The 22,419-nt window shown below is 70.7% G+C and carries 25 protein-coding genes and 1 tRNA gene; 16 read left to right on the top strand and 10 right to left on the bottom strand.

Features of this window, described 5'->3' with window-relative positions:
* Positions 1 to 267: 267 nt before the first annotated feature.
* Positions 268 to 2,202, bottom strand: a complete 1,935-nt coding sequence (htpG, locus tag RM779_RS10965) for a molecular chaperone HtpG (RefSeq protein WP_311617493.1) — start codon at positions 2,200 to 2,202, stop codon at positions 268 to 270.
* A gap of 411 nt (positions 2,203 to 2,613) precedes the next feature.
* Here htpG and RM779_RS10960 point away from each other — a divergent pair, with 411 nt between their 5' ends.
* Complete coding sequence (locus RM779_RS10960) at positions 2,614 to 3,231, top strand: TetR/AcrR family transcriptional regulator (protein ID WP_311617492.1); 618 nt, start codon at positions 2,614 to 2,616, stop codon at positions 3,229 to 3,231.
* 12 nt (positions 3,232 to 3,243) lie between these two features.
* On the opposite strand, the gene RM779_RS10955 is transcribed toward RM779_RS10960, so the two are convergent.
* Positions 3,244 to 3,852: a TetR/AcrR family transcriptional regulator gene (locus RM779_RS10955; protein ID WP_311617491.1), complete on the bottom strand. Its 609-nt coding sequence runs from the start codon at positions 3,850 to 3,852 to the stop codon at positions 3,244 to 3,246.
* Positions 3,853 to 3,956: 104 nt separating this feature from the next.
* On the opposite strand from RM779_RS10955, the gene RM779_RS10950 reads away from it, so the two are divergent.
* Both RM779_RS10950 and RM779_RS10945 read left to right on the top strand, forming a co-directional pair.
* A complete protein-coding gene (locus tag RM779_RS10950) occupies positions 3,957 to 4,691 on the top strand; it encodes an SDR family oxidoreductase (protein ID WP_311617490.1) in 735 nt (244 codons plus the stop codon).
* 62 nt (positions 4,692 to 4,753) lie between these two features.
* A complete protein-coding gene (locus RM779_RS10945) occupies positions 4,754 to 5,071 on the top strand; it encodes a DMT family transporter (RefSeq protein WP_311617489.1) in 318 nt (105 codons plus the stop codon).
* Positions 5,072 to 5,145: 74 nt separating this feature from the next.
* Here RM779_RS10945 and RM779_RS10940 read toward each other — a convergent pair whose 3' ends face one another.
* Entirely contained in the window at positions 5,146 to 6,150 is a 1,005-nt protein-coding gene (locus RM779_RS10940; protein ID WP_311617488.1) for a pectate lyase family protein, read from the bottom strand.
* Between the two features lie 371 nt (positions 6,151 to 6,521).
* Here RM779_RS10940 and RM779_RS10935 point away from each other — a divergent pair, with 371 nt between their 5' ends.
* Positions 6,522 to 7,559, top strand: coding sequence for a LacI family DNA-binding transcriptional regulator (locus RM779_RS10935; RefSeq protein WP_311617487.1), 1,038 nt, complete (start codon positions 6,522 to 6,524; stop codon positions 7,557 to 7,559).
* A gap of 85 nt (positions 7,560 to 7,644) precedes the next feature.
* Here RM779_RS10935 and RM779_RS10930 read toward each other — a convergent pair whose 3' ends face one another.
* Positions 7,645 to 7,887 carry a hypothetical protein gene (locus RM779_RS10930; protein ID WP_311617486.1) on the bottom strand — a complete coding sequence of 81 codons (243 nt, stop codon included), beginning with the start codon at positions 7,885 to 7,887 and terminating at the stop codon, positions 7,645 to 7,647.
* Positions 7,888 to 8,048: 161 nt separating this feature from the next.
* On the opposite strand from RM779_RS10930, the gene RM779_RS10925 reads away from it, so the two are divergent.
* The 3 genes from RM779_RS10925 (at position 8,049) to RM779_RS10915 (ending at position 9,884) form a co-directional block, all read left to right on the top strand.
* The gene (locus tag RM779_RS10925; protein ID WP_311617485.1) at positions 8,049 to 8,906 is read left to right on the top strand and encodes an alpha/beta fold hydrolase; all 858 of its coding nucleotides are present in this window, start codon (positions 8,049 to 8,051) and stop codon (positions 8,904 to 8,906) included.
* Positions 8,907 to 9,054: 148 nt separating this feature from the next.
* A complete protein-coding gene (locus RM779_RS10920; protein WP_311617483.1) occupies positions 9,055 to 9,432 on the top strand; it encodes a VOC family protein in 378 nt (125 codons plus the stop codon).
* A 44-nt stretch (positions 9,433 to 9,476) separates the two neighbouring features.
* Entirely contained in the window at positions 9,477 to 9,884 is a 408-nt protein-coding gene (locus tag RM779_RS10915) for a RidA family protein (RefSeq protein ID WP_311617482.1), read from the top strand.
* Between the two features lie 138 nt (positions 9,885 to 10,022).
* Here the strand turns inward: RM779_RS10915 and RM779_RS10910 are convergent, their stop codons facing one another.
* Positions 10,023 to 10,793 (bottom strand): methyltransferase domain-containing protein, encoded by a 771-nt coding sequence (locus RM779_RS10910; protein ID WP_311617481.1) that lies wholly within the window; start codon positions 10,791 to 10,793, stop codon positions 10,023 to 10,025.
* A gap of 28 nt (positions 10,794 to 10,821) precedes the next feature.
* On the opposite strand from RM779_RS10910, the gene RM779_RS10905 reads away from it, so the two are divergent.
* On the top strand, positions 10,822 to 11,259 hold the full coding sequence (locus tag RM779_RS10905) for a MerR family transcriptional regulator (protein ID WP_311617480.1): 438 nt from the start codon (positions 10,822 to 10,824) through the stop codon (positions 11,257 to 11,259).
* Positions 11,260 to 11,284: 25 nt separating this feature from the next.
* On the opposite strand, the gene RM779_RS10900 is transcribed toward RM779_RS10905, so the two are convergent.
* Positions 11,285 to 11,581: a hypothetical protein gene (locus RM779_RS10900; RefSeq protein ID WP_311617479.1), complete on the bottom strand. Its 297-nt coding sequence runs from the start codon at positions 11,579 to 11,581 to the stop codon at positions 11,285 to 11,287.
* A gap of 367 nt (positions 11,582 to 11,948) precedes the next feature.
* Between RM779_RS10900 and chvE the strand changes: the two genes are divergently transcribed.
* The 4 genes from chvE to RM779_RS10880 all read left to right on the top strand — a co-directional run bounded on the left by chvE (position 11,949) and on the right by RM779_RS10880 (position 16,107).
* Entirely contained in the window at positions 11,949 to 13,052 is a 1,104-nt protein-coding gene (chvE, locus tag RM779_RS10895) for a multiple monosaccharide ABC transporter substrate-binding protein (RefSeq protein WP_394813279.1), read from the top strand.
* A gap of 48 nt (positions 13,053 to 13,100) precedes the next feature.
* Entirely contained in the window at positions 13,101 to 14,735 is a 1,635-nt protein-coding gene (locus RM779_RS10890; RefSeq protein ID WP_311617477.1) for an ATP-binding cassette domain-containing protein, read from the top strand.
* A gap of 1 nt (position 14,736) precedes the next feature.
* The gene (gene mmsB, locus RM779_RS10885; RefSeq protein WP_311617476.1) at positions 14,737 to 15,951 is read left to right on the top strand and encodes a multiple monosaccharide ABC transporter permease; all 1,215 of its coding nucleotides are present in this window, start codon (positions 14,737 to 14,739) and stop codon (positions 15,949 to 15,951) included.
* Positions 15,952 to 16,033: 82 nt separating this feature from the next.
* Positions 16,034 to 16,107, top strand: a tRNA-Met gene (locus RM779_RS10880).
* A 73-nt stretch (positions 16,108 to 16,180) separates the two neighbouring features.
* Here RM779_RS10880 and RM779_RS10875 read toward each other — a convergent pair.
* From RM779_RS10875 to RM779_RS10865, 3 genes are read right to left on the bottom strand one after another with little or no spacing between them, the layout of a single operon-like run.
* Positions 16,181 to 16,840 carry a response regulator transcription factor gene (locus tag RM779_RS10875; RefSeq protein WP_311617475.1) on the bottom strand — a complete coding sequence of 220 codons (660 nt, stop codon included), beginning with the start codon at positions 16,838 to 16,840 and terminating at the stop codon, positions 16,181 to 16,183.
* The gene (locus tag RM779_RS10870; protein ID WP_311617474.1) at positions 16,837 to 17,307 is read right to left on the bottom strand and encodes a sigma factor; all 471 of its coding nucleotides are present in this window, start codon (positions 17,305 to 17,307) and stop codon (positions 16,837 to 16,839) included. Before RM779_RS10870 ends, RM779_RS10875 begins: the two co-directional genes overlap by 4 nt.
* A 55-nt stretch (positions 17,308 to 17,362) precedes the next feature.
* Positions 17,363 to 17,746: a hypothetical protein gene (locus tag RM779_RS10865; RefSeq protein ID WP_311617473.1), complete on the bottom strand. Its 384-nt coding sequence runs from the start codon at positions 17,744 to 17,746 to the stop codon at positions 17,363 to 17,365.
* A gap of 220 nt (positions 17,747 to 17,966) precedes the next feature.
* On the opposite strand from RM779_RS10865, the gene RM779_RS10860 reads away from it, so the two are divergent.
* Positions 17,967 to 18,545 carry a GNAT family N-acetyltransferase gene (locus RM779_RS10860; RefSeq protein WP_311617472.1) on the top strand — a complete coding sequence of 193 codons (579 nt, stop codon included), beginning with the start codon at positions 17,967 to 17,969 and terminating at the stop codon, positions 18,543 to 18,545.
* Positions 18,546 to 18,618: 73 nt separating this feature from the next.
* The gene (locus tag RM779_RS10855) at positions 18,619 to 18,921 is read left to right on the top strand and encodes a GatB/YqeY domain-containing protein (protein ID WP_311617682.1); all 303 of its coding nucleotides are present in this window, start codon (positions 18,619 to 18,621) and stop codon (positions 18,919 to 18,921) included.
* 11 nt (positions 18,922 to 18,932) lie between these two features.
* On the opposite strand, the gene RM779_RS10850 is transcribed toward RM779_RS10855, so the two are convergent.
* Entirely contained in the window at positions 18,933 to 19,721 is a 789-nt protein-coding gene (locus RM779_RS10850) for an IclR family transcriptional regulator (protein WP_311617471.1), read from the bottom strand.
* Between the two features lie 139 nt (positions 19,722 to 19,860).
* On the opposite strand from RM779_RS10850, the gene RM779_RS10845 reads away from it, so the two are divergent.
* Together RM779_RS10845 and RM779_RS10840 are read left to right on the top strand one after the other, a co-directional pair.
* Positions 19,861 to 20,970, top strand: coding sequence for an Ldh family oxidoreductase (locus RM779_RS10845; RefSeq protein ID WP_311617470.1), 1,110 nt, complete (start codon positions 19,861 to 19,863; stop codon positions 20,968 to 20,970).
* An 11-nt stretch (positions 20,971 to 20,981) separates the two neighbouring features.
* Positions 20,982 to 22,400, top strand: coding sequence for an MFS transporter (locus RM779_RS10840; RefSeq protein ID WP_311617469.1), 1,419 nt, complete (start codon positions 20,982 to 20,984; stop codon positions 22,398 to 22,400).
* The last annotated feature ends 19 nt before the right edge of the window (positions 22,401 to 22,419 follow it).

The raw sequence follows: 22,419 nt of genomic DNA, 5'->3' as shown, positions 1-22,419 counted from the left end.
GCCAGTCGGTCCCGGCCAGCCGCACGATGGCGTCGATCTCCATGCCTCCCAGGTGGAGGAGGACGATGGCCGCCGTCATGCGATCGGGATGCTGCGTGCCGAAGACGGCCCCGTCGAGGGCCGAGACGCGGACAGCGGATCGGGCCGCCGCCCCCGTCGACCGCACGGTCGACGGCCGCGGCCATGGCGGGTGACAGGTCCGCGGCCGTCTCCTGTGCGGGGCGGTGGTCGAAGGGGCGGCGGCAACGGGCCGGGCCCGGACGGCGGTTACAGGGTGCGTTCCAGGCGTTCGGCCAGGAGCTGGGTGAAGCGGGCCGGATCGTTGATCTGGCTGCCTTCCGCCAGCAGCGCCATGCCGTAGAGCAGTTCGGCCGTGCCGGGCAGGGCCGGGTCGGACGGCCGTTCGGCGTGGGCCCGGCGGAGGCCCTCGACGAGGGAGTGTCCCGCGTTCAGCTCCAGGATGCGCTTGCCCGCGGGGATGTCCTGTCCCATGGCGCGGTACAGGTTCTGGAGGGCGGGCGTCACATCGCCCGTGTCCGAGACGACGCAGGCCGGGGAGACGGTGAGGCGCGAGGAGAGCCGCACGTCCTTCACGTCCTCGCCGAGCCGTTCCGTCATCCACGTAAGCAGCGCGGCGTACTCCTCCCGCTGCTGCTCCCGGTCGGCCTTGGCCTCCTCCGTGTCCTCCTCGGTGCCCAGCTCGGGCTCGCCCTTGGCGATGGAGCGCAGCTCCCTGCCCTGGTACTCGGGCACCGACCCGACCCACACCTCGTCGACCGGGTCGGTGAGGAGCAGCACTTCCAGGCCCTTGTCCCGGAAGACCTCCATATGCGGCGAGCGCTCGATGGCGGAGCGGGATTCGCCGGTCATGTAGAAGATGTGCTGCTGCCCCTCCTTCATGCGCTCGATGTACTCCTGGAGGCCGGTCGGCCGCTCCGCGTCGTGCGTCGTGGCGAACGAGGAGATCCCGAGGATGGTGTCCCGGTTGTCGAAGTCGCTGAGCAGCCCCTCCTTGACGACGCGCCCGAACTCCCGCCAGAACGACGCGTAGTTCTCGGGGCGGTTCGCCTTCATCTCCCTGATGGTGGACAGCACCTTCTTGGCCAGCCTGCGGTGCATGAGCTGGATCTGGCGGTCCTGCTGGAGGATCTCGCGGGAGACGTTGAGCGAGAGGTCGGCCGCGTCGACGACGCCCTTGACGAAGCGCAGGTACTCGGGGACCAGCGCCTCGCAGTCCTCCATGATGAGGACGCGCTTCACGTAGAGCTGCACGCCCCGCTTGTTGTCCTGCGAGAAGATGTCGCGCGGCGGGTGCGAGGGGAGGAACAGCAGCGCCTGGTACTCGAACGTGCCCTCCGCCCGCATCTGGATGATCTCCAGCGGATCGGCCCAGTCGTGGCTGATGTGCTTGTACAGCTCGTGGTACTCCTCGTCGGAGACCTCGTCCCTGGACCGCGCCCACAGGGCCTTGCGCGAGTTCAGCGTCTCGGGCTCGGGCCGCTCCCCGGCCTCGTCGTTCTCCTGCTCCGGCGGCTCCGCCGCCGCGGGCGCCCGCGTGGCCAGCCTGATGGGCCACGTGATGAAGTCGGAGTACCGCTTGACGATCTCCCTGATCTTGGCCGGGTCCGTGTAGTCGAAGACCTTGTCCTCGGTGTCCTCCGGCTTGAGCCGCAGGATGACCGACGTGCCCTGGGGCGCCTCGTCGACCGTTTCGAGGGTGTAGGTGCCCTCGCCGGTGGACGCCCAGCGGGTGCCGGTGGTCTCCCCCGCGCGGCGGGTCAGCAGCGTCACCTCGTCGGCGACCATGAAGCTGGAGTAGAAGCCGACGCCGAACTGCCCGATGAGCCCTTCCGCCGCGGCGGTGTTCTCGGCCTGCTTCATCTGCTGGAGGAATTCGGCGGTGCCGGACTTCGCGATGGTGCCGATCAGCTGCACCACGTCGTCGTGCGACATCCCGACACCGTTGTCACGGATGGTCAGCGTCCTGGCGTCCGTATCGGCCTCGATGGCGATGTGCAGGTCGGACACGTCGGCGTTCAGCGTGTCGTCGCGGAGTGCCTCGATGCGGAGCTTGTCCAGTGCGTCGGACGCGTTGGAGATCAACTCGCGCAGGAACACGTCTTTGTTCGAGTAGATCGAGTGGATCATCATGTGGAGGAGCTGTCGCGCCTCTACCTGGAACTCGAACGTCTTGGTCGGCATGGTCGTGGATTCCCTCACCCGTGTGGCCTGTTGACGGGGGCCGAGCGCTCCATGCGCGTCGCGGGCCCCCGGGCTGCCTGCCCCCGTGATGGTATGCCGAGTGGTGCGGCGGCGGGGCACACGGCCCCGGCCGGGCCCATGACCTGGGGTGTTCAACCGGGGGAGGCGAAAGGTTATTGGCGTGTTCTTGCCATGGTGGTGAAGTGGCGGGGCATGGGCAGACATTCGCATCCACACCACGGCCCCGGCCTCGCCGCCCGCCGGAGACGCCCGGCACACCGACCGGACGGACGCAGACAAGAAACGGAGAACTCTCCGTTCACATTAAGTGGAGAGCCCTCCGTTTAGCAAGGCGGCCGGTCGCCCGCCGGTACACTCGCCACTGTCCTGAGCCGAGACACGGGGAGCACCATGCCGCGCGCCGAAGGAAGCAGACGGGGCCAACTCCCCGTCGTGGGCGCCGAGTTGCCCGAGCGAGCGGACGCCGCCCGCAACCGCAGGAAGATCCTCGCCGCCGTCAGGACGCTGGCCGCCTCGCGCGGCCTCGACTCGATCTCGTTCGACGAGGTCGCCACCGCCGCGGGCGTGGGCGTGGGCACCGTCTACCGCCGCTTCGGCGACAAGTCCGGGCTCGCCTACGCCCTCCTCGACGACAGCGAACGCGCCCTCCAGACCGCGTTCCTCCAGGGCCCACCCCCGCTCGGCCCCGGCGCGCCCCCGCGGGAGCGGATCACCGCGTTCCTCCACGCCTACCTCGACCGGCTGCTCGCCGAGACGGACCTGCTGCTCGCCGCCGAGACCGGCGCCCCGACCGGCCGGCACACCGGCGCGTACGCCGCGCACCGCGCGCACCTGGCCGGCCTGGCCGCCCAGGCACGCCCGGACGCGGACGCGGGCTACCTCGCCGACGCGCTGCTCGCCCCGCTCGCCGCGCCGCTGATCGTGCACCAGACGCGCGACCTCGGCATGGACCGGGACCGGATCAGGTCGGGCCTCGACACCCTGGCGCGCGCGCTCATCCCCGGCTGACGCCGGGCCGCCTCACCCGCGGGCGGCCAGCCCGTCCCACGCACCCATCGCCGCGTCGACCACGCCGAGCAGCTCCGCGCGCGGGGCACCGTCGCGGGCCTGGATCGACAGCCCGTGGAAGACCGTGGTGTAGAACGACGCCAGCGCGGCCGTGTCGGCGCCCGCGGGCACGTCCCCTTCCGCGACGCCGCGTTCGATGCGGTCGCGCAGCAGCCCCTGGGTCCGTCGGCGGTCCTCGGCGAGGAACCGGCGGACGGCCTCGTTCTCCGGCGCGCAGTTCGTCGCGGCCAGCACGATCATGCAGCCGCGCGGGTTCCCCGGCTCGGTGTACGCCACCGCGTTGCCGCGCAGCACACCGTCGACCGCCGCGCGCGCCGTGGCCGGCCCGGTCAGCGCGCGTTCGGTGATGCCGCCCTCGGTCCTTTCGTACAGGGCGACGGCCTCGCGGAAGAGCGCCTCCTTGGAGCCGAACGCCGCATACAGGCTGGGCGACTTGATGCCCATGGCCGCGGTGAGGTCGGTCAGCGAGGTGGCCTCGTAGCCCCGCTCCCAGAACAGCCGCATCGCGGAGAGCAGCGCGGCCTCGCGGTCGAAGCTGCGCGGGCGGCCCCGTCCTGCCACGCCGGCCCTCCCACTTCTGTGTCGATCACCAAAGAAAACCCTTGACCTCCGAGAGTACTCCGTGCCCCAATTAATGTATCGATCGACAAAGAAATGGGGCTGTCATGCTCGCAGACAAGGTCGCGCTGGTCACCGGGGGCAGCAGGGGCATCGGCGCCGCCACGGCGCTGCGCCTGGCACGGGAGGGCGCCGACGTGGTGCTGACCTACGCCACCGCGAAGGACCACGCGGAGGACGTGGTGGCCGGGATCAGGCGCAGCGGGCGGCGCGGGCTCGCCATACCGGCCGACAGCGCCGCGCCGGACGCCGTCGGCGCCGCGGTGGACAGGACCGCCGCCACGTTCGGCCGCCTCGACATCCTGGTCAACAACGCGGGCATCTACCCCTTCGGACCGCTGGACGCGCTCACGGTCGAGGAGATCGACCGCACCCTCGCCATCCACGTACGGGCCGTGCTGCTCGCCGCGCAGGCGGCGGCCCGGCACATGACGGCGGGCGGCCGGATCATCACCATCGGCAGCAACCTGGCCGAACGCGTTCCGCACGCCGGCATCACCCTCTACGCGGCGAGCAAGTCCGCGCTGACCGGGCTCACCAAGGGGCTGGCCAGGGACCTGGGCGAACGCGGCATCACCGCCAACCTGGTGCAGCCCGGCTCCACGGACACCGACATGAACCCGGCGAACGGCGAGGACGCCGACCAGCAGCGCGCCCTCACCGCACTCGGCCGCTTCAACTCCGCCGAGGACATCGCCGCCGTCGTCGCCCATCTCGCGGGCGAGGGAGGCCGGACGACCAGCGGCAGTTCGTTCACCGTCGACGCGGGCGCCAACGCGTGAGCCCGGCCCACCGCACCACCGCCGAGGTCCACCGCACCACCGCAGAAAGGAGCCGGCCGTCCATGGCATGGGGCATTCTCCTGGCAGCCGCCCTGCTCGAACTCGTCTGGGCACTCGCGCTGAAGCAGGCCGACGGCTTCTCCAGACTGTGGCCCAGCGTCATCGGCATCACCGTGGCCGCCGCGAGCTTCGCGCTGCTGACCATCGCACTCGGCAGCCTGCCGATGGGGACGGCGTACGCCGTCTGGGTCGGCATCGGCACGGTGGGCGTCGCCCTCACCGGGATCGTCGCGCTCGGCGAGAGCGCCGCACTTCCCCGGCTGGGCTTCCTCGCGCTCATCGTGATCGGCGTGATCGGGCTCAAGGCCCTGGAGAGCTGACCCCCGGAACGGCGGGCCGGGCCCGGGGCGCGCGGCCCCCGGCCCGGCCCGGTGGGAGGGATGGCGGGGCCGGATCAGGTGCCGATGCCGGCCTGCGGCCCGGCACCCCCCTGGAGCAGGGCGGGCACGTCGCCCGCGGGGTCGAGGGTGTAGGAGTAGTGCGCACCCGGGTCGAACGCGGTGCCGCCGGTCTCCTGGCGGCCGTCGCTGTCGACCACGATGCTGCCGCTCTCGACGAGCGAGGCGTCCGCGTCCTTGTAGTAGGGGTCCTCGACGTTCTCGAAGTAGCTGTTCTCGATCACCGTGTTCGACGAGCCCCTGGACCAGTTGCCGCTTCCGGTGTCCTGGAGGTGGTTGTTGTACAGGTGCGCCATGCCGACGTTGTCGATGCTGGGGTTGCGCGAGTTGGTGTCCCGCACCCAGTTGTGGTGGATGGTGATGCGGGCGGTGACGTTGTCGGTCCAGCCGATGCCGAAGGACTTGTTGCCCTCGCTGAGGATGTTCCAGGACACGGTGAGGTTGGTGGTGTCCTCGCGGCTGTCGATGAGGCCGTCGTTCATCCGCTCGATGCGGTTGTGGTCGATCCAGACGTGGTCGGCGCCGTCCATCTGGATACCGTCGTAGTCGTACCCGTCGTCGCCCGGGTCGTCGTCGGACATGCGCGTGTCACGGATGGTGAGGTTGCGGATGATGACGTTGGAGACCTCGTTGAGGAAGAAGCCGCCACCGACGATCTCGCCCTCGGTGCCGACGCCGACGATGGTCTTGTCCGACGCCACCCGGATCTCGTGGCCGAACGGATCGGCCTCGATCGCCGCGGCGACCCTGATGACGTAGGGCTCCGAGGCGGTGGCGTAACGGTCCAGCTCCTCGAAGGTCGTCACGGTCACCGTCTCGCCCGCCGCGCCGCCGGTCGTGCCGCCTTCGGTGGACGCGAAGCCCTCCGGCGCGTCCGCCGCGGCGGGGGCGGCGGCGTGGGCGCCTTCCTGGCCTGGGGTGATGCCGAGCAGCGAGCCGCACACGGCGGCCGCCAGCGCGGCGGGCAGCCACCACCTGCGGGTCGGGATGGTCCTGCTCATGGATGCTCTCCCGGGGGGGGGGGGGGGGGGGTGGGGGGGGCCGGCCGGCCGGCCGGCCGCCGCCTTTTGGGAGCGCTCCCAAAAGGCGGCGGACGACGGCGCGGTGCGCGGGGCCCATCGCGGCTCGGCCGGTCAGGCGGACGTCCGCCCGGCCGGGGGTGAAGGACCGCCGGCCCGGCGCCTCCGGCCCTGCCCGCACCACGGGGTGGAGAAGCTCGTCATCACTGGCACGTCCCTGCCGTCGATAATTTCGCGAGCCGATCCGAACAATGAGGTGCCGGAACCGTAGAGGCTGCCCTTCCGGCCGTCAAGAGACCGGGAACGACAGGGATTTCGGCTATCGAAACGTTCGACGCGCCTAGACTCTCGACATGTCCACAGCAGACCGGAGCGGCGCCCCCGGGGCCGGGCCGCTGACCACCGCCCAGATCGCCGCGGCCGTCGGCGTGTCCGTCTCCACGGTGTCCAAGGTGCTCAACGGCAGAACGGACGTCGCCGCCGAGACGCGCGCCCGCGTCGAGGGCGTCATCCGCCGGCACGGCCACCGGCGGCAGAAACAGCGGGGCACCGCACCGGCCCCCCTGCTGGAGCTGGTCTTCCGCCAGATGCGGGACGCGTACGCCATCGAGATCATCAACGGCGTCCAGCTGGTCGCGCGAGAACACCGGCTCGCGGTGGTGCTGTCCGAGTTGCAGGGCCGTCACACGCCGGACCGCGGCTGGGTCGAGGGCGTGGTGGCCCGGCGGCCGGCCGGCGTGATCTCGGTGTTCTCCGGCCTCACCGACGCGCAGAGCGGTCAACTGCGCAGCCGCGGCATCCCGTTCGCGCTCGTCGACCCCGGCGGGGAACCGGCGCACGCCTCCCCGTCCGTCGGCGCGAGCAACTGGAACGGCGGCCTGACGGCCACCCGGCACCTGCTGGGGCTCGGGCACCGGCGCATCGGCGTCCTCGCCGGCCCGAAGGGCTCCCTGGCCGCCCGGGCCCGGCTGGACGGCCACCGCGCCGCGATGGACACCGCCGGGCTCCCCGTCGATCCGGCCCTCGTGCGCACCGGGGACTTCCACGCCGAGGACGGCCTCGCGCACACGCGCGAACTGCTGCGCCTGCCGGAGCCGCCCACCGCGGTGTTCGCCTGCAACGACGCCCAGGCACTCGGCGCCTACCGGGCCGCCGCCCAAGCCGGGCTGCGCATCCCCGACGACCTGAGCGTCGTCGGCTTCGACGACCTGCCCCAGGTGCAGTGGACCACCCCGCCGCTGACCACCGTCCGCCAGCCGCTCACCGAAATGGCCGCCACCGCCGCGACCATGGTCGTCACCCTCGCCGGGGGCGGCCCCCTGCGGCAGACGCGGGTGGAACTCGCCACCGAACTCGTCGTCCGCGAAAGCACCGCACCCCCGCGCCACTGAGCCGCCGCCCGGCCCCTTCGAACGCCGCCCCCGCCGGGCCCCCGGCGTGCCGGAGCGCGTGCGGCCCGCGGCGCGGGCGTTCACCTCAGGCCGCCCGGCCGCCTTCCCGCCGCTCCTGCACCCGCACCTGATGCCGCAGCTCCGCCGGCGTGGCCGACGGCCGGTCCGCGTTCCAGAAGGGGTGGTACGCGAGCCGTGCGGACAGCCGGATCAGCCGGCGCCGCAGGGGCGTCTGCCTCACCGGCCCGGCCTCGGCGAGCGCCGCGTACGTGCGGTTCCAGTCTCGCTGATCACGGACCAGGTCCCGCGGAAAGTCGGACAGTGTCACGCTCGGATTCAATCATATGTTCGATTAAGGACAGCGACCGACCCGGCGGCCCGGCGCGCCGGACCGGCCGGACCGGCCGGACCGGCGGGAGCGGCCTGAGCGGCCTGAGCGAGACCCCACGTCTTGTCGGGAAGTGAACGCCGGGGCCAGACTCGCACCTCATGAGCGGCGTGGATGAGGCAGTGCCGACCGAAGACGGAGCCCGGCTCTGGGCGACCCGGGCCGGCGCGGGCACTCCCGTGGTCTGCTGCCACGGTGGCCCCGGCCTGTGGGACGCCCTGGGCGACGTGGCCGGGCTGTTGGCGGACCTGGCCACCGTGCACCGCTGGGACCAGCGGGGATGCGGTCGGTCGCAACGGTGCGGACCGTACTCGGTCGCCCGGTCCGTGGCCGACCTGGATGCCGTTCGCCGCCACTTCGGGCTGCACCGGATGGCGCTGCTCGGCCACTCGTACGGAGCCGGGCTGGCACTGCAATACGCGCTGGCGCATCCCGAGCACGTGAGCAAGCTGGTCTACGTCTCCGGCAACGGCATCGACAGCCGTGACACCTGGCGGTCGGCCTACCGGCGGAATCTGCGTGCCAACCTCGGGACCCACCTGGCGCGCTGGGAAACGCTGGGCCGCCGCCGGCGCACCGAAGCGGAGGAGCGGGAATGGTGCGTGCTGCAGTTCTCCGCGGACTACAGCGACCGGGAGCGGGCGCTGGAACAGGCCGAGGCCGCGGCCACACCCTGGTTCGGCGTGAACCACGAGTGCAACGCGACCATCAACGCCGAGGTCGACCGCACCTCGGGAACGCCGGAACTGCGGGCCGCCTGCGAGCGGTTGCACGTGCCCGTGCTGATCGTGCACGGAGCTGAGGACATCCGGCCCGACTGGGCGCTCGACTCACTGGAACAGGCCCTCCCCCGGGTTTCGCGGACGGTGCTCAACGGTGCGGGGCACCTCCCCTGGGTGGAGGAGCCGAACGGCTTCCGCTCCGCGGTCGGCGACTTCCTGGCCGGCCTCTCCGCCTGATCTGCTCGGTTTCCGCGAGGTTCCTCTCTCACCGAAAAGTGCGTTCTTCCACGTCAGGCCGCACCCGCCTACGGTTCCCCACGTAACGAAAAGCCCACTCGCGGCCCGGCCCTTCCCCGCCGCGACCGGACCGGTACGGAGCACGCCCGTGAGCATCCTGAGGACCTACGCCCGCCTGTGGACCGACGACCTCGACCGCGCGCTGCCGCTCCTGCACAAGCTCACCGGCACGGCGCCGGACCTGCGGCTGGCGTTCGGCACGGTCGAACTGGCCGCCATAGGCGACTTCCTGGTCATCGCGGGCCCGGCCGCGGAGCGTGCGAAGTACGCGCACGCGTCCGCCACCGTGGTCGTCGAAGACCTCGACGAGGTCGCGGCGACCCTGACGTCCGACGGGGCCGACCTCACCACCCCCGTCACGAAGGGCCCGACGGGGCGGTTCCTCTATGCCCGCCACGCCGACGGGGCCGAGATCGAGTACGTCGAGTGGACGCCCGAACTGGTCCGGCGCCTCGTCCGCCGGTGAGCCGCGGCGAAGGCGCCCGGACTCTCTCACAACAAGGAGACAGCATGGCCATCAGTCTGGTGAACCCCACCGGATTGCCGGAGATCGACGCGTACCGGCAGGTGTCGATCGCGACCGGCTCGAAGCTGGTCTTCATCGCCGGCCAGGTCGCCTGGGACGCCGAGGGGCGCACGGTCGGCGCAGGCGACCTCGCCGCTCAGGTGGAGCAGTGCTACCTCAATATCGGCACCGCCCTGGCCGGGATCGGCAGTTCCTTCGACGACGTGGCGAAACTGACCGTCTACGTCGTCGACTGGACGCCCGACAAGATGCCCCTGTTCGTGGAGGGAGTCGCCAGGGCGTCCGCGAAGCTGGGGGCCACCCCGGTGCCACCCGGCACGCTGCTGGGCGTCGCGGCCCTGGACGTACCCGACCACCTGGTCGAGGTCGAAGCCACCGCGGTCATCGACTGACGGCGGGCGGGGAACGCACGCCGGGGCCCGGCGCATCGGCATCGTCCCGCCCCTCGCGGGCGCAGACCCGGGCCGGTGATGCGCACGGCGGAGGCGTTCAGGCGGAGGCGTTCAGGCGGCGACGTTCAGGGGAGGCGTTCAGGCGGAGGCGGCGGCCACGAAGATCGGCATGGCGATGAGAAAGCGGTCGGTCTCGGCACGTCGGCGCTGCTCGGCGAGCCACTCGTCGGCCTGATCACGGCCAACGGCGCCGCTCGTGCAGGCCGGTTCGGCGAGCCTGGTGAGCAGCGACAGCATCGCGGGGTCGGTGAACACGCTGGTGTGCACCTCGACGGTGACGTCGTCGAAGCCGCCGTCCAGGAGCAGGTTGCGATACTGGCGGCCGGCGCGGGGCGTGCCCAGGAGGTCGGCGCGGGCTTGCACGATCGTGCGGGTGAGCACCGCGTCGTCCGAATCGATCATGGTGGCGTCCCAGTCCTGCCCGACCAGGACGATCCTGCCGCCCGGGCAGAGGACGCGCCGCGCCTCGGCCACCGCGCGCCCTGGTTCCCGAAGTACGTGGAAGACCTTGTCGGCACGGTAGCCGCGCACGCTTCCGTCGGCGAACGGCAGATCCTCCGCCCCCGCCTGCCGGAACTCGGCGGCCGGCCACCGTTCCGTGGCCGCGGTCAGCATCCACGGGTCGGGGTCGACGCCCACCGCGTGGACGCCGCGTTCGGCCAGCTCGGCGACGGCGCGTCCGGCGCCGCAGCCGACGTCCACGACGGTCGAGCCCGGGACGGGAGACAGCAGTTCGTAGGAACGGGCCCGCAGCCGGGTGGCGCTCGGCATCTGGTCCGCCGCGTCGAGGACGGCCAGCAGGGACTGGGTGTCGCGGTGTTCTTCCACCGCTTCCTGGTTTCTGTCCATGGACATCAGGCTGCGGCTTAATGTCGGCATGAAGTCAAGCGAAGACAGCGGCGCCGGCGTCATGAGCATCGGCACCCTTGCGGCACGGTTCGGCCTGGCCACGCACGTTCTGCGGCATTGGGAGTCGAAGGGCCTGCTGCACCCCGGACGGGACGCGGGCGGGCGCCGCCGCTACGGCGCGGACGACCTCACCCGCGTGGCGATCATCCTCCTCTCCAAGGAGGCCGGGCTCGGTCTGGACACCATCAGGAGCCTGTCCGCCACCGTCGACCGCGCCACCCGGCACAAGATCCTGCGTCCCGAGGCCGAGGAGCTCCGATCGAGAATCGCGGCGGCCCGTGCCTCGCTGGAACTCATCGAGGGTGGCCTGAACTGCGAGTACGAGGACGTCACCCAGTGCCCGAACTACCGGCGGCTCGTCGCCGAGCAGGCCGTCCCCCGCGTGCCGGCGCACGGGCGGGCGTGAGGATCACGGCCGTGGCGCGTGAGTTTCAGGTCGCGAAGATCAGCCACAGGTCCCAGCCGTCGTTCTTCGCCTCGCACACGTAGTCGTCGGCGCCGGTCGGGTTGTTGGGCCAGAGGTACTCCTCCCCCACGGCCACGCACTCCTCGTGGGTCGGGTAGTGGTCGTGGAACTGCCAGTAGTCCAGCGCGTGGAAGTCCGTGCTCCCGGCGTCCTGTGCCACCGGTACGGCCACCGCCACCCCGGTCCCGGTCCCGGCCCCGGTCAGTGCGAGCCCGGCTGCCGCGGCAGCCCCAACCATCAGTGTCCGCAGGCGCGTTCGCATGGGAAGCCCTTTCCGTGGAAGGCAACTCCCTTCAGTGAAAGGGCAATTCATCCGCTCGGCAAGGGCTTGCCCTCCCGCGCGGGCCGCGGCGGCCCTGCTCGCGTGCCCGCGCTGTGCCCCCGTTGCGCCAATTTCAGTTGCCGTCTGTCCACCCATTGACACACCCAGCAAGGCTCGTTAACGTCACGCCAGTCCGAACAGGGTCCAACATTTTCCAACGACGATGCAGATGTCGGCCCAGCGACGCGTCGCCGCGCCGGGCCGCTTCTTCAGCACCACCTGCACCACTGATTCCGCTGGCTCCGCTGGTTCTGTCGGCGTTGCTGGTTTTGATGAGGTTCCGCCTGCTGAGAGGTCGTGATTGCTCGTGTTCCGTGTGTCGGGTGTGGTCCGTGTGACGGCGTTGGCCGTGGTGCTGGGACTGGGTGTGGCCGGGTGTGGCCAGGATTCGGGTGGGAGCCAGGAACGGGACCCGGACGAGGAGGGCGGCACGATCGGGATAGCGATGCCGACACGGTCCTCGGAACGGTGGATCGCGGACGGGGAGAACATGGTCCGCCTGTTCGAAGACGCCGGGTATGACACCGATCTGCAGTACGGCGAGAACCAGATCGAGAACCAGATCAGCCAGGTCGAGAACATGATCGCCCAGGGAGTGGACCTGCTGGTGATCGCGGCGATCGACGGCTCCTCCCTGGGCAACGTACTCCAGCAGGCAGCCGACGCCGGCATCCCGGTCGTCTCCTACGACCGGCTGCTGCTGGACAGTGAACACGTCGACTGCTACGCCACGTTCGACAACGAACAGGTCGGCCGCCTCCAGGGCCAGTACATCGTGGACGCACTGGGCCTGACCGAAAGCGGAAACGAAACCTTCACCATCGAACTGTTCGGCGGCTCCCCGGACGACAACAACACCCGCTACTTCTACGACGGCGCCATGTCCGTCCTGTCCCCGTTCATCGAATCCGGCCAGCTGACCATCCGCAGCGGCCAGAGCGACCTGAACGAGATCACCACCCAGGGCTGGAGCGGGGCCGAGGCCCAGGAACGGATGGACGACCTCCTCACCGCCGACTACCGCACCCAGCGCCTGGACGCCGTCCTCTCCCCCTACGACGGAATCTCCCTGGGCGTCCTGGCAGCCGTCAAAAGCGTCGGCTACGGCACCCCCGAACAGCCCTTCCCCATCGTGACCGGCCAGGACGCCGAAGTGGCATCCGTCCAGTCCATCATCGCCGGCGAACAGACCCAGACCGTCTACAAAGACACCCGCGAACTCGCACAGCAGGCCGTCGCGATGAGCGACGCACTCCTGAGCGGCCAGGAATGCGAAGCCAACGACACCGAAAGCTACGACAACGGCGTCAAAACCGTCCCCGCCTACCTCCTGGAACCGGTCAGCATCGACGCCGACAACTACCAGATCATGATCGAAGAAGGCTACTACAGCGAGGAAGACCTCGACTGACCCGGGCCGCGACCAACCAGCACGCAAACAACACCAGGAGTATGTGTGATGGGAAACCATGTCCTCGACATGCGCGGCATCGGCAAAACCTTCCCCGGCGTACGGGCCCTGGACGGCGTCCACATGCAAGTGAAACACGGCGAAGTCCACGCCATCTGCGGAGAAAACGGCGCCGGGAAATCCACCCTGATGAAAATCCTCAGCGGCGTCCACCCCCACGGCACCTACGAAGGAGAATTCCTCTTCGAAAACACCCCCTGCGCTTTCAAAGACATCCGCGCCAGCGAACGGCGCGGCATCGTCATCATCCACCAGGAACTCGCCCTCATCCCCCACCTGTCCATCGCGGAAAACATCTTCCTCGGCAACGAACGCGCCTCACGCACCGGCATCATCTCCTGGCCGGACACCCTACGGGAAACCGAAACCCTGATGCGCCGGGTCGGCCTGGACAGCGAACACCCCCAAACCCCCGTCGCCGGCCTCGGCGTCGGCAAACAACAACTCGTCGAAATCGCCAAAGCCCTCGCCAAACGCGTGAAACTCCTCATCCTCGACGAACCCACCGCCGCCCTGAACGACGAAGACAGCACCAAACTCCTCACCCTCATCACCGGCCTCCGCGACCAGGGCATCCCCAGCATCCTCATCTCCCACAAACTCGGCGAAATCCGCCAGATCGCCGACTCCGTCACCATCCTCCGCGACGGCCGCACCGTGGAAACCCTCCCCGTCCGCCCCACCACCGGCGCACCCCCCACCATCTCCCAGGAACGCATCATCCGCGGCATGGTCGGCCGCGAACTCACCCACTACTACCCCCAACGCACCCCCTACACCGGACCCGACGCCGGCCACACCGCCCTCACCATCACCAACTGGACCGTCCGCCACCCCCTCGACACCACCCGCCGCGTCGTCGATTCGGTCTCCCTCAGCGTCGCCCACGGCGAAATCCTCGGCCTCGCCGGCCTCATGGGAGCCGGCCGCACCGAACTCGCCATGAACATCTTCGGCCGCTCCTGGGGCCGCTACGAAACCGGCACCATCCACATCCACAACCAACCCGTCTCCACCCGCACCGTCCCCGACGCCATCAACGCCGGCATCGCCTACGTCACCGAAGACCGCAAAACCTACGGCCTCAACCTCATCGACACCATCACCCGCAACATCACCATCGCCGCCCTCCCCAAAATCACCCGCCACCACCTCATCAACACCCACACCGAAACCGCCACCGCCGAACACTTCCGCACCACCATGAACATCAAAACCCCCACCGTCTTCGAACAAACCGGCCGCCTCTCCGGCGGCAACCAACAAAAAGTCGTCCTCTCCAACTGGATCAACACCCAACCCGACATCCTCATCCTCGACGAACCCACCCGCGGCATCGACGTCGGCGCCAAAGCCGAGATCTACACCGTCATCAACCAACTCGCCGCCCAGGGCAAAGCCATCATCCTCATCTCCTCCGAACTCTCCGAACTCCTCGGCATCTGCGACCGCATCGCCACCATGACCGCCGGCCGCCTCACCGGCACCCTCAACCGCACCGAAGCCACCCAAGAGGCACTCATGCACCTCATGACCCACACCCACACCCACACCCACACAGACACAGACACCGACACCCACACAGACACGGGCACCGACACCGAGCACCGCAAGGAAGGGTGACATGCCACAGGACACCACCCACCAGACCACCCCCACCGGTCTGGCCCACCTCGTCCTCACCTCCCTGCGCACCAACATGCGCCAGTACGGCATGATCATCGCCCTGCTCGCCCTGCTGACCACCTTCCAGATATGGACCGGCGGAGACGTCCTCCTCCCCCGCAACGTCAGCAACATCATCAACCAGAACGGCTACATCCTCATCCTCGCCATCGGCATGATGATCGTCATCATCAACGGCCACATCGACCTCTCCGTCGGCTCCATCGCCGGATTCTCCGGAGCCGCCGCCGCCGTCATGATGCTCGAACACAACATGCCCTGGCCCCTCGCCCTCACCCTCGCCCTCACCATCGGCGCCGCCATCGGCGCCTGGCAAGGCTTCTGGATCGCCTACATCGGCCTCCCCTCCTTCATCGTCACCCTCGCCGGCATGCTCCTCTTCCGCGGAGCCACCCGCATCCTCCTCGAAGGCCGCACCTGGTCAGGACTCCCCCAAGGCTTCCAGGACATCAACCAGGGCTTCCTCCCCGAAACCGGCCCCCACACCAACTACCACAACCTCACCCTCCTCCTCGGCACAGCCGTCTGCGCCACCGTCCTCTGGCAAGAATGGCGCAAACGCACCCAACAACAGCAATACGACCTCACCCCCCTCCCCAAAAGCCTCTTCCTCCTCAAATGCGCCACCATCACCACCGCCATCATGGCCTTCACCCTCACCCTCGCCAGCTACCGCGGCACCCCCGTCGTCCTCCTCATCCTCGGCATCCTCCTCGTCCTCCTCAGCTTCACCATGCGCAACACCATCCTCGGCCGCCACATCTACGCCCTCGGCGGCAACCGCGCCGCAGCCCAACTCTCCGGCGTCAAACACAAACGCGTCACCATGGCCGTCTTCATCAACATGGGCACCCTCGCCGCCCTCGCCGGCTGCGTCTTCACCGCCCGCACCGGCACCGCCACCACCGGCGCCGGCAACCTCTTCGAACTCGAAGCCATCGCCGCCGCCTTCATCGGCGGCGCCTCCATGACCGGCGGCGTCGGCACCGTCCTCGGCGCCGTCATCGGCGGCCTCGTCCTCGGCGTCCTCGACAACGGCATGCAACTCCTCAAAATCGGCGAAGACTGGCAACAAGTCATCAAAGGACTCGTCCTCCTCCTCGCCGTCGCCTTCGACATCTGGAACAAACGCCGCGGCCTCACCACCACCTGACCGACCCACCAGCGTTCTCACTGGGGCGTCGGCCGCCGTGGTCATGAGGCGGCCGGGAATGGCGTAGAGTAGTGATCGCCGACGCGGGGTGGAGCAGCTCGGTAGCTCGCTGGGCTCATAACCCAGAGGTCGCAGGTTCAAATCCTGTCCCCGCTACGACGACGAGGCCCGGACCATCAGGTCCGGGCCTTCGCCATGTCCCCGGGCCCCGCCCGGAACGTGGATCGGCTCAGGAGGACGGGGCCACCAGGCCCGCCTCGTAGGCGAGGATCACGAGGTGGACCCGGTCGCGGGCGTCGAGCTTGGCGAGCAGCCGGGTCAGGTAGGTCTTGGCGGTGGCGACGGTGATGCAGAGCCGCTCGGCGATTTCGGCGTTGGACAGGCCGCTGCCGACCAGGGTGAGAGCCTCGCGTTCCCGGTCGGTGATCCCCGTCAGCCGCGCCCCGCGCGGCGGCGGCGCCGTGGGGCGGTCGGCGAACTCTCTGATCAGCCGGCGTGTGACGCTCGGCGCGATCAGGGCGTCTCCGGCGGCGACGATGCGGACCGCGGCGAGGATGTCGTCCAGGGCCATGTCCTTGACGAGGAATCCCGAGGCGCCCGCGCGAAGCGCCCCGTAGACGTGGTCGTCCTCGTCGAAGGTCGTCAGGACGACGACGCGCGCGGCCGTGACGCCCGTGGTGATCAGGCGGGTGGCCTCGATGCCGTCCATGCCGGGCATCCGGATGTCCATGACCACGACGTCCGGGGCGAGTTCCTCGGTCAGCAGGACCGCCTCGGCGCCGTCTCCTGCCTCGCCCACGACCTGCACGTCCGCGGTGTCGGTGATGACCATGTGGAGGGCGGCGCGGACGAGGGGCTGGTCGTCGGCGAGTACCACGCGGATGGTCATGCTGCCCCGGCCGCCGTTCGTTCCCCGGTCTCCGCGGTCACCGGCACCGGCACCGGCAGCCGGGCGGCCACCAGGAAACCGCCTTCCGGGCGCGGCCCCGCGGTGAAACGGCCGCGCAGCAGCGCGACCCGTTCGCGCATGCCGACCAGGCCGAACCCGGTGTCCGTGCCGGTGCCGCCGCCCCTGCCGCGGTCGGCGACCTCGATGGCGAGTTCCTGCTGCTCGCCGCTGCTGCGCCGCCGCCGGTGGGCGAGATACGCCCGCACCAGCACCGTCATGGCGTAGGCATCCGGATTGTCGATACAGCGCTTGCGGCCCCGGATCGTGTACATGCGGCTGAGGGTCTCCTGCACGAGGTCCTCGGCGAGACGCGTGTCGCCGCTCGTCATCAGGCACGCCGACCGGTAGAGCGCCGGGCTCCGGCTCGTGGCGAACAGACGATATGACTCGTCATCGCGCCGCCTCATCAGGTCCCCCCTCGGGATCTCCGCTTGTCCATCCCTGTAACTCGTCAGATGCGCCTCACGCCCGGAAACGTTGCACCGGTGGCGCCGGTCCGTGCGCGGCGCCACCGGTGAAGTCCCCCTCCGTGGCCCAGCGGAAGAAGCTGAGGTCGAGCGAGGTGCCGCCCGATCCGTCCGCCGCGAGCAGCGAGGCGTAGGCATCCGGCCCCTCGTCGAGACCAGAGCCGGAGGACTCGGTGATCTCCAGCGTCTCGGGGAGCAGCCCGCGCAGCGTCTCTATCAGCTCCTCCCCCGTCTGCGGGACCTCGGAGGCCGGCTCCGCGTGGCTGGACGAGGCGGCGACCATCGAGGCCATCGCCGCCGTGACGATGGCCGCGGACAGCCCCGTCCTGCGCCTCCGGAGCGGCCTGACCGCTGTCCGTGCTTCCGTGCGCGTGCTCATGTGCGTGCTCTCTTCCCCTCGGCTCGGACCCGCTACCGGGTCGTCCGGCGAGCCGCGTCCCCCGCGTATCTCGCCCCGTCACCCTTACCGATGCGCCAGGCGCGAGCGGATGTTGCAGACGTTTCAGAAAAAGATCAGCGACACCCGGAACGCCGGAGGCGCGGGCAGCGCCGTGCGAGATCCGATTGCCGCACTCCGTTCCGCGGACCACTCTGGGGTGATGGGGCGGCCCCGGACGTTCATCGACTGCGGAGACTTCTTCCTGCGGCGCTGGCGGGCGGATAGGGACGCCGAGCCGCTGTTTCGGCTGATCGAGGAATCACTCGGCCACCTCGGGCCGTGGATGCCGTGGGTCTCCCGGCACAGCCGGGAGACCACCCGGGCCTTCCTCGCCGGCGCCGACCGGAAGTGGCGGAGCGGCGACGGGTTCGCCTTCGCGATCGGCATGGGCGGGAGGCTCGTCGGCAGTTGTGCGCTGTACCGTGCCGCCGAACCGCGGGGCCGGGTCCTGGGGTACTGGCTGCACCCCGCCGCCACCGGCCGTGGCGTGGCGACTCGCGCCGCGGCCGCTCTGGCGTCCGAGGCGTTCGCCCTGTCCGGGGTGGCGTACGTGGAGATCGTGCACGACGTCGCCAACACCGCGAGCGGCGCCGTGCCGCGTCGCCTGGGGTTCGCCGAGGTGCGCCGCGTGCCGGTGACGCCGCCCGCGGCCCCGTCGGATCGCGGGATCGACGTGGTCTGGCGGCTGGCACGACCGGCGCCGCCCCGGGGCGGCGCGGATATCCCGTTGTGGGGGTGAGGGGGGCGAGTCTAGGGTCGCCAACATGGCCATGACCCTGCGTGTTCGGATGCGTCAAGCCCTGCCGGAAGCGATGCGTGCCCGTGACAAGGCCGCGGTGAGCGCTCTGCGCGGAGCGCTCGGCGCGCTGGACAACGCCGAGGCGGTGCCCCTGGATGCCGTCGCGCAGGCGCCGTCCGGTGCCGGGGGGAGCGAGGCGGCGCGGCGCGAGCTGAGCGAGCGCGACGTGGAGGACATCGTGCGGGCCGAGGTGGCCGAACGGGTCGAGGCCGCCGCGGAGTTGCCCGGGCCCGCGCACGCCGAGCGGGCGGCGCGGCTGCGCGCGGAGGCCGACGTTCTGCTGCGGTTCCTCGACGCGCAGAACACCACCGCGTAGCAGGCCCCGCCTCAGTCCGGTGAACCGGCCAGGTCGCTGCGCTGCGGTGGCGCGCCCAGGGTCAGGGAGACCTGGCGTGCCGTGGTGGCCACGGCACGGCCGCAGGCGGTCATCGCCTTCGCGTCGGCCGGGTGGCTGAGGGCCGCCGCGCTGATGCCGCCGATCACCTGGCCGACGTGGTCGAAGACCGGGGCGCCGACGGCTATGACGCCCTCCTCGTTCTCCTCCTGATCCTCCGCCCAGCCGCGCCGCCGGACCGCCGCCAACTCGGCGAGCAGCGCGGCCGCGTCGGTGTGCGTGCGCGCCGTCCGCCGCGGCATCCCGCCGCGGGCGAGCAGGGCCCGCGCCGACTCCTCCGGGAGCGCGGCGAGCATCGACTTGCCGACCGAGGTGGAGTGCAGGGGCAGGCTCATCCCCACCCGCGAGGCCAGGTGGTAGGGGCGGTCGCCCTCGACCTTGGCCGCGTAGACCGCCTCGTGGCCGGACAGCAGGGCGAAGTGCACCGTCCAGTTTGTCTCCCGCGCCAGCTCTTCGAGCGCGGGGCGCACGCGGTCGGTGAGGTCGGCGCCGCGCTGGTGGCGGCCGATGAGCGTGAGAATGCGCGGCCCGCCGGTGTAACTGCCGTGGTCCGTCTGCCGGGCGAAGCCGCGCTCGACCAGGGTCCGCAGGATGCGGTGCACGGTCGGCTTGGGCAGCTTCGTCGCCTCGGACAGGCCCGCGATGCTCTGATGTTCGGCCAGCGCCTCCAGGACATCGAGCGTCTTGTCGGCGGCTGTCCGCCGCGCCTCCGGGCTGGTCATGCGGCAAGTCTAGGGCGCCTCCCGGAGCCGCCCGCCGAAGAAATTCCCTGTGACCGGGTTCACAGCGCCGATCCGCTGTGGCAGCATCTCGGCCACGAAAGCGGAACGGTATTCCATCCGACGGAATTCGGGAGCGGACGTGACCGATGGCTCAGCACAGGACGTGCCACACGACCCGGCGGCGGGCGCGCCCGACGGCGAAATCCGGGTCGACGCGGCCGAACTGACCGGGCTCGCCGCGGCGCTGCTCACCGCGGCGGGCGTGCCCGCGGAGCCGGCCCGTGCCGTCGCCGCCTCGCTCGTCGAGGCGGATCTGGTCGGCCACGGCTCCCACGGCGTGCGGCGCCTGCCCGCCTACCTGGCGGCGATCGCCGAAGGCGTCATCGACCCCGCCGCCGCCCCCGTGGTCGCCGCCCGCCGCGCGGCCACCGCCGTCATCGACGGCAGGCGCGCGTTCGGCCAGCTGGCCGCCCGCCGCGCCGCCGATGAACTCGCCTCGCTGTGCGAGGAGTTCGCGGCGGGCGTGGTGACGGTCCGGGACTGCAACCACGTCGGCAGGCTCGGCGAGTACGCCGCGGACCTCGCCGAACGCGGGCTGGTCGCGATCGCGCTGTCCAACGCCGACCCGACCGTGGCCCCGCACGGCGGCCGGGAGCGGCGCCTGGGCACCAACCCCCTGGCCTGGGCCCTGCCCCGCGCGGCCGGGCGGCCCCCCGTCGTCATGGACTGGGCCACCGCCGCGGTCGCCGAGGGCAAGCTCGGCGTGGCCCGCGCCCGCGGACGGTCCGTGCCCCCGGGACTGCTGCTGGACGCGGCCGGGGCCGCTTCCACCGACCCGGCGGACTTCTACCGCGGCGGCGCGCTGCTGCCGTTCGGCGGGCACAAGGGGTACGGCCTGAGCGTGGTCATCGAGATCGCCGGCGGCCTGCTCAGCGGCGCCGGGATCTCCAGCCTGCCCGGCTACGGGGGCCGCTTCGGCACGGTCATGATCGGCGTCCGCATCGACGCCTTCGTGCCCCTGGACACCTTCCGCACCGAGACCGAGAGCTTCTGCGCCGAGCTGGCAGGCACCCCGCTCGCCGAGGGCCACCGGGAGGTCCTGGCCCCCGGCGAGCCGGAGGAGCGCGCCCGCGCACGGCACCTGGCCCACGGCGTCCCGCTGCCCAGCGGCACCTGGCGCCGGCTGCTGGCCCTGCGGGACGAGCCGGGCCCAGGACAGGCGCGGGAGCCGGGGGGACGACGCCCCTGAAGGAGGCAGCGATGACCGGCGAACAGCACCAGGCGGACCACGGACACCAGCATCCCGCGAAGGAACGGGCACCGGCCGGGACGAAAGGCGGAACGGACGGCGGAACGAAAGGCGGAACAGACGGCGAACTGCGCCGCGTCGTCACGGCGTCCATCGTCGGCACCGCCCTGGAGTGGTACGACTTCTTCATCTACGGCACGGCGGTCGTGCTCGTCTTCAACGACCACTTCTTCGTGCAGGACGACCCGACGACCGGCACCCTGATCGGCTTCGCGACGTTCGGCGTCGGCTTCGTCTTCCGCCCGCTCGGCGGCTTCCTCTTCGGCTCCATCGGCGACCGCATCGGCAGACGCGCCACCCTCGTCCTGACCACGGTCATCATGGGCGTGTCCACCGGCATCATCGGCCTGCTGCCGACGTACGAGTCCATCGGCATGGCCGCACCGGTCCTCCTCGTCCTGATGCGCATCTGCCAGGGGCTCGGCGCCGGAGCCGAGTTCGGCGGCGCCTCCACGCTCCTCGCCGAACACGCGCCGCCCGCACGCCGCGGCTACTACGCCTCCTTCGCGCAGATGGGCGTGCAGATCGGCCTGGTGCTCGGCACGGTCGCGTTCCTGCTGGTCGAGCTGCTGTCCGACGAGGCGCTCGAAAGCTGGGGCTGGCGGCTGCCGTTCCTGTTCAGTTTCGCCCTGATCGCGGTCGCCCTGTACGTGCGGCTGCGCGTCGCCGAATCCCCGGTCTTCCGCCGGATGCGGCACGAGGAGCGCGTGGTGAAGATCCCCGCCCGGGAGACGCTGCGCCGCTACCCGCGGAACTTCCTCGTCGGTATCGGCGCCCACATCTGCGACACCGCCGTCGTCTACATCTACGCGACGTTCTCCGTCTCCTACATCACCGACGAACTCGACCTGGAGCGCTGGGTCGCCCTCACCGGCGTCATCGCCTTCGGCCTGGTCGTCATCGCGCTCCAGCCCGTCTACGGCGCGCTGTCCGACCGCGTGGGCCGGCGGCCGCTCAACCTGTTCTCCACCGTCTTCACCGGGCTGTTCGCCTTTCCGCTGTTCCTGCTGATGGAGACCGGGGCGCCACCGGTCATCTGGCTGGCGCTCATCATCGCCACCGGCCTCGGCCTGGCCCCCATGATCGCGGTGCAGCCCGCCTTCTACGCCGAGCTGTTCGGCGCCCGCGTCCGCTACACCGGCTTCGCCGCCTCCCGGGAGATCGGCGCCGCCGTGGCCGGCTTCTCCCCGTTCATCGCCGCCGGGCTGCTGGAGCTGGGGAACGGCTCGCCCTGGCTGGTCGCCATCTTCATGATGCTCACCGCGGCGATCTCCCTGACGGCGTTCCTGTACTCGGCGGAGACCCGCCACATCGACATAGCAGAGGAACACCTGGCGCCCCTCCCGCCCGGGGACGGGCCGGCCAGGTAACGTCCGGCGGCAGCCGGGA

Source organism: Streptomyces johnsoniae (genome assembly GCF_031845565.1).
Lineage (GTDB): Bacteria > Actinomycetota > Actinomycetes > Streptomycetales > Streptomycetaceae > Streptomyces > Streptomyces johnsoniae.
This window is presented reverse-complemented; position numbering and strand designations above follow the sequence as displayed.

Bases quoted from the DNA above. Each gene is read 5' to 3' on its own strand.
- htpG (WP_311617493.1), bottom strand. From the start codon at position 2,202: ATGCCGACCAAGACGTTCGAGTTCCAGGTAGAGGCGCGACAGCTCCTC.
- RM779_RS10960 (WP_311617492.1), top strand. From the start codon at position 2,614: ATGCCGCGCGCCGAAGGAAGCAGACGGGGCCAACTCCCCGTCGTGGGC.
- RM779_RS10950 (WP_311617490.1), top strand. From the start codon at position 3,957: ATGCTCGCAGACAAGGTCGCGCTGGTCACCGGGGGCAGCAGGGGCATC.
- RM779_RS10945 (WP_311617489.1), top strand. From the start codon at position 4,754: ATGGCATGGGGCATTCTCCTGGCAGCCGCCCTGCTCGAACTCGTCTGG.
- RM779_RS10940 (WP_311617488.1), bottom strand. From the start codon at position 6,150: ATGAGCAGGACCATCCCGACCCGCAGGTGGTGGCTGCCCGCCGCGCTG.
- RM779_RS10935 (WP_311617487.1), top strand. From the start codon at position 6,522: ATGTCCACAGCAGACCGGAGCGGCGCCCCCGGGGCCGGGCCGCTGACC.
- RM779_RS10925 (WP_311617485.1), top strand. From the start codon at position 8,049: ATGAGCGGCGTGGATGAGGCAGTGCCGACCGAAGACGGAGCCCGGCTC.
- RM779_RS10915 (WP_311617482.1), top strand. From the start codon at position 9,477: ATGGCCATCAGTCTGGTGAACCCCACCGGATTGCCGGAGATCGACGCG.
- RM779_RS10910 (WP_311617481.1), bottom strand. From the start codon at position 10,793: ATGGACAGAAACCAGGAAGCGGTGGAAGAACACCGCGACACCCAGTCC.
- RM779_RS10905 (WP_311617480.1), top strand. From the start codon at position 10,822: ATGAAGTCAAGCGAAGACAGCGGCGCCGGCGTCATGAGCATCGGCACC.
- RM779_RS10900 (WP_311617479.1), bottom strand. From the start codon at position 11,581: ATGCGAACGCGCCTGCGGACACTGATGGTTGGGGCTGCCGCGGCAGCC.
- RM779_RS10890 (WP_311617477.1), top strand. From the start codon at position 13,101: ATGGGAAACCATGTCCTCGACATGCGCGGCATCGGCAAAACCTTCCCC.
- mmsB (WP_311617476.1), top strand. From the start codon at position 14,737: ATGCCACAGGACACCACCCACCAGACCACCCCCACCGGTCTGGCCCAC.
- RM779_RS10875 (WP_311617475.1), bottom strand. From the start codon at position 16,840: ATGACCATCCGCGTGGTACTCGCCGACGACCAGCCCCTCGTCCGCGCC.
- RM779_RS10870 (WP_311617474.1), bottom strand. From the start codon at position 17,307: ATGAGGCGGCGCGATGACGAGTCATATCGTCTGTTCGCCACGAGCCGG.
- RM779_RS10865 (WP_311617473.1), bottom strand. From the start codon at position 17,746: ATGAGCACGCGCACGGAAGCACGGACAGCGGTCAGGCCGCTCCGGAGG.
- RM779_RS10860 (WP_311617472.1), top strand. From the start codon at position 17,967: ATGGGGCGGCCCCGGACGTTCATCGACTGCGGAGACTTCTTCCTGCGG.
- RM779_RS10855 (WP_311617682.1), top strand. From the start codon at position 18,619: ATGCGTGCCCGTGACAAGGCCGCGGTGAGCGCTCTGCGCGGAGCGCTC.
- RM779_RS10850 (WP_311617471.1), bottom strand. From the start codon at position 19,721: ATGACCAGCCCGGAGGCGCGGCGGACAGCCGCCGACAAGACGCTCGAT.
- RM779_RS10840 (WP_311617469.1), top strand. From the start codon at position 20,982: ATGACCGGCGAACAGCACCAGGCGGACCACGGACACCAGCATCCCGCG.